At 66.9% G+C, this 3,850-nt stretch carries 4 protein-coding genes; 3 read left to right on the top strand and 1 reads right to left on the bottom strand.

Going from position 1 to position 3,850, the window contains the following annotated elements:
• Positions 1 to 74 precede the first annotated feature (74 nt).
• Positions 75 to 743: a right-handed parallel beta-helix repeat-containing protein gene (locus AC08ON_RS06840; protein WP_476608820.1), complete on the top strand. Its 669-nt coding sequence runs from the start codon at positions 75 to 77 to the stop codon at positions 741 to 743.
• A 43-nt stretch (positions 744 to 786) separates the two neighbouring features.
• Here AC08ON_RS06840 and AC08ON_RS06835 read toward each other — a convergent pair whose 3' ends face one another.
• Positions 787 to 1,752 carry a glycosyltransferase family 2 protein gene (locus AC08ON_RS06835; protein ID WP_476606860.1) on the bottom strand — a complete coding sequence of 322 codons (966 nt, stop codon included), beginning with the start codon at positions 1,750 to 1,752 and terminating at the stop codon, positions 787 to 789.
• Between the two features lie 159 nt (positions 1,753 to 1,911).
• Here AC08ON_RS06835 and AC08ON_RS06830 point away from each other — a divergent pair, with 159 nt between their 5' ends.
• Positions 1,912 to 3,027: a glycosyltransferase family 4 protein gene (locus AC08ON_RS06830; protein WP_476616646.1), complete on the top strand. Its 1,116-nt coding sequence runs from the start codon at positions 1,912 to 1,914 to the stop codon at positions 3,025 to 3,027.
• A gap of 263 nt (positions 3,028 to 3,290) precedes the next feature.
• The gene (locus tag AC08ON_RS06825; RefSeq protein ID WP_476616645.1) at positions 3,291 to 3,773 is read left to right on the top strand and encodes a YdcF family protein; all 483 of its coding nucleotides are present in this window, start codon (positions 3,291 to 3,293) and stop codon (positions 3,771 to 3,773) included.
• Positions 3,774 to 3,850: the final 77 nt, after the last annotated feature.

Here is a 3,850-nt window from a genome sequence, read left to right as displayed (position 1 = left end):
CCGCGGCCCGAGGCTGCGACCGCAAGCCGGACGCCTCGAACACCGGCCCCGCACCCGGATCCCGGTTCCAGCCGATGCCCGCCGGGAAACTGGCCACTCCCGGACAGGTACTGGAGAACAAGGAGTTCTCCGGACTCATCGACATCTACGCCGACAACGTAACGATAAGAAACTCGATCGTCCACGATGGCATCCGCGTGCGCGGAAGCCATGTGCTGATCGATCACGTGGCGACAAGTGGGATTGCGATCAGCGGTGGCACCGGTCACGTCATCCAGTACAGCAATCTTTCCGGTGGCGACGACGGATTCCACATCTCGTCCACGCTCGAACCGGTTTCCGGCGTCATCATCCGCCATAACTACGTCCACGACCGAAGGCCGCCGAAAGGGGCCCATACCGACGGCATCCAGGTCCGCGGCGTCCGGAAACTGAGTGTGGTGTGCAACAACATCGACCTCTCCCCGTACGACAAGACCCAGACAGCCGTCGTCTTTCTGGAGTGGGCGAACGGAGGTAACCGTGACGTGGTCGTCGACCACAATTGGTTGAACGCCGGCGGAACGACGCTCGTGGTCGCCGCCAAGAATCTCCGCGTGACGGACAACCGTTTCGGCCGCGGCTTCCGCTGGAATGTCTGCCGGCTGGGCAACGACGATGCCGGTAGGAGCACTTTCTTCAGTGCCGGGAACGTCTGGGCGGACAACGGCCGGCCGGTGGTCCTGTGCGGCCAGAGCCGATGACCTGTGTGGCCGGACCCGATGAGTGGCCGGACCCGAAGTAAGGTCAGGGACACGACGTCGACGTCGACGGTGCCGGTGCCGGGCTGCCCCCGCGGCTGCTGCCGTCACGCTCCCACGTGCCGAGGTCCCCGCGACGAACCTTCCGGCGGGCGAGCACCTTCGCCACGGTGGAGACCGCGAGGTACGCCGGCGTCGCGCCGAGCAGGCGGGGCTCGGCGCGGACCACCCTGAGCCAGTCCACGGACCCGCCGACGATGCCACGACCATCCTTCGTGGAACCGCCCGCGGGCGCCAGCCCGAGGGCGCGCAGTTGGGCGTTGCCGGCGAAAACCCGGCTCTTTTGTCGAACGAGGTCGCGTGCGGTCCGGGCCGGATGTACGACGAAACAGGTGCCGTCGACCGTGGATCGCTCATCCGGTGCGAACCGGTGATAGAGGAAGAAGTCATCCGCGATTGCGTCCGGGAAACGATCGAAACAGGCCCGGCCCTGCTCGCTCACTCCGATGACCCCACCGATTCGGCCGTTGCGCACATAGGGCAGCCGCAGCCAGATGCGGTAGTAGTCGCGTACTACACGGCTCGTGCCGGCAAGACGGATTGTCAGGCGCGGTGATGCGGCCAGCGCCGGGCCGGTCCGCAGCACGTCGGCCACCCGTAGCAGGTCGGCGCCGGACACCTCCAGGTCGGCGTCCACATAGAATCGCGGGAAGGTGGTGACCTCGGCGTCGCCAAGGTTCAGCGCGGCCGCCTTGCCGGCCTTCGCGGTCTCCACGCAGCGGACACCTCGGTCGCGGACCCGACGGGCGGTCTCGTCGGAGCAGCCGTTGGCGACCACGACGATCTCCAGGTCCTCGGGGGCGGCACCGTCGGCGAGCCGGTCAAGGCAGCGGCCAATCACGGCTGCCTCGTTACAGGCCGGAATGACGACGCTTGCGCGCGCATGCTTATAGTGCGCCGGGGTGGCGGGGGTTTTTCCGCTCACCCGGTCGGCGCGATCTGACTGTTGCATGACAAAATCCACGGTCTGATCACCCCAGGCCGGCGCCGGCCCGCGCGACGCAGTCGTATTCAGGTAGGCGGGCGGCACACACGGTAGACCATCGTGACCGGACCGGGCGCGTGCGTGGGGACCCGACGACACTTCCCGTGGTGACGCCCGGCGCTGGCGATGAGAACTCTCGTGAATTACCAGAACTTAGGTGGACTAATGGTCGAATGTAATCTTGCGCTTCACTACAGCGGCGGCCTTGACGCGAACAAGTGGCGCGAGCGTCACGGTCGCGGCGAGGTTCCGGACGCTCTTCCGTATGGGTTCGACCGGTTGGCGCGCTATTCAGTGAAAGTCTCCCCGGTTAGCTTGCGGGTATCCCGGGACGCGTTCTTCGTTCGTGGTCCGCGTATTTTCGGCGGCTATGAGTGGGTGGAGACCGCGGCCTCCCGCCGAACGGTCCGCGGCTCGGACGTCGTCTTGTGCTGGGACGAGCGGGTCGGGGTCCCGGCGGCGCTGATGGCGGGAACGCGAAACCACCCCCCCGTCGTGACCGGCGTGATCTGGCTGGCCGATGTCGCCGGTCGACGGCCCGGCTCGCTGAAGATCGCCCGTTGTGCCCTGCGAAGGTCCAGCCGGATATTTACGCTTTCCACCGCCCAGATTCCGCCGCTCCGAACGCAGCTGGGCATTTCTGAAAGACGTTTCTCGCATATCCTGTTCGGGGTCGACTCCACATTTTTCCGGGCCTCTGTCAACCCTCCGAAGAAAGGGCTTGTGGTGAGTGTCGGAAATGATCGGCAACGCGACTTCGAAACGTTGATCCGCGGCCTGCCCCAGGGGCGGAGCAGGCTGGCGGAGCTGAGGCTGGCGGAGCTGAGACTCGAGCTGGTGACAGCCCGAAACGTGGCCGTGCCACCGTGGCTCGGCCGGCGTCGGAACCGTCTTACTCTTCCCGAGGTGAGCGATCTGTACAGGGCCGCGTCGATGGTGGTCGTCTGCCTCCGGCCCAATCTTCACGTGAGCGGCGTAACCGTCGTGCTGGAGGCGATGGCCAGTGGTCGTCCCGTCGTGGTGACCGATACCCCCGGCATCCGGGACTACGTCGATCACGGCCGTACCGGGATTCTCGTCCCGCCCTACGACACCGATGCGCTCGCTGAAGCGGTCGTGCATCTGGTGCTCGACCCGGACCGGGCGGCCGCGCTCGGTGCGGCCGCCCGCCTGGACGTGGAGCATCGCCTGAACACGGAAGCTCAGGCCGGCCGGTTCGCGACTTTGTTGAGAGAGCTCTAGCCCGGCCCGGAAAACGGAGAACCCGTGGTCAGGAGAAATACCGACAGATGGGCGTTCGGGACCGGCCGGGGTCCTCGGGCACCGACGATTTCCTCGGTCGTGGTCGGACACCGGCATGTTTGAATGACGGTGTGGTTTCCGCTGCGTCGTCACCGCCGGCCGGTGAGCGGGGGTCATCCGGTCCCCCGCCGGGGGCGGGCCGGGCTGCGCGCCACCGGCGGGGACGAGCGGGGCGACGCCGGCTCATCGTGATGCTGTTCGCGGTGTTCCTGGCAGGTTTCACCGCGCTTACCCTTCGGCTGTTCGTATTCCCCGCCGCCGACGTGCCCGTCCAGGCGGACGCCATCGTCATGTTGGCGGGTCCGGGGGACAGAACCGGCAAGGCGATCGAGTTGGCCCGTACCGGTTACGCTCCCGTCCTCGTGATGTCCATCCCAGGGACTCGGGGGTGCTCGGCCCACGAGGCACCGAAGGCGGAGGTGATCTGCTTTTCTCCGCACCCGGTGACCACGCGGGGCGAGGCGCGGGCCGCCGCTGAGCTCGCCGCCCGACATGGCTGGACCAGGATCCTCTTCGTCACCGGCCGCGCGCAGGACACCCGCGCCCGCATCCGTATCAGCCGTTGCTTCCACGGTGATCTGCGGGTCACTGTGGTCGGTCCGCGTCGCCTCCGGGAATGGCCTTATGCGATCGCCTACGAGTGGGGCGCCCTCGCCAAGGCGCTGATCTGGCAGCGAAGCTGCTGACCCCGAGGAGCAGACCAGGAGACCCAGGGCTGCGCGAAGGTCGCGTGGTGTGACGTCCTGTTGCGTTAAGTGGCTAT

This window comes from Frankia sp. CoWAU3, from assembly GCF_977971855.1.
This window is presented reverse-complemented; position numbering and strand designations above follow the sequence as displayed.

Excerpts from the sequence above, each read along its gene's own strand:
- AC08ON_RS06840 (WP_476608820.1), top strand. The coding sequence starts at position 75 with ATGCCCGCCGGGAAACTGGCCACTCCCGGACAGGTACTGGAGAACAAG.
- AC08ON_RS06835 (WP_476606860.1), bottom strand. The coding sequence starts at position 1,752 with ATGCAACAGTCAGATCGCGCCGACCGGGTGAGCGGAAAAACCCCCGCC.
- AC08ON_RS06830 (WP_476616646.1), top strand. The coding sequence starts at position 1,912 with ATGAGAACTCTCGTGAATTACCAGAACTTAGGTGGACTAATGGTCGAA.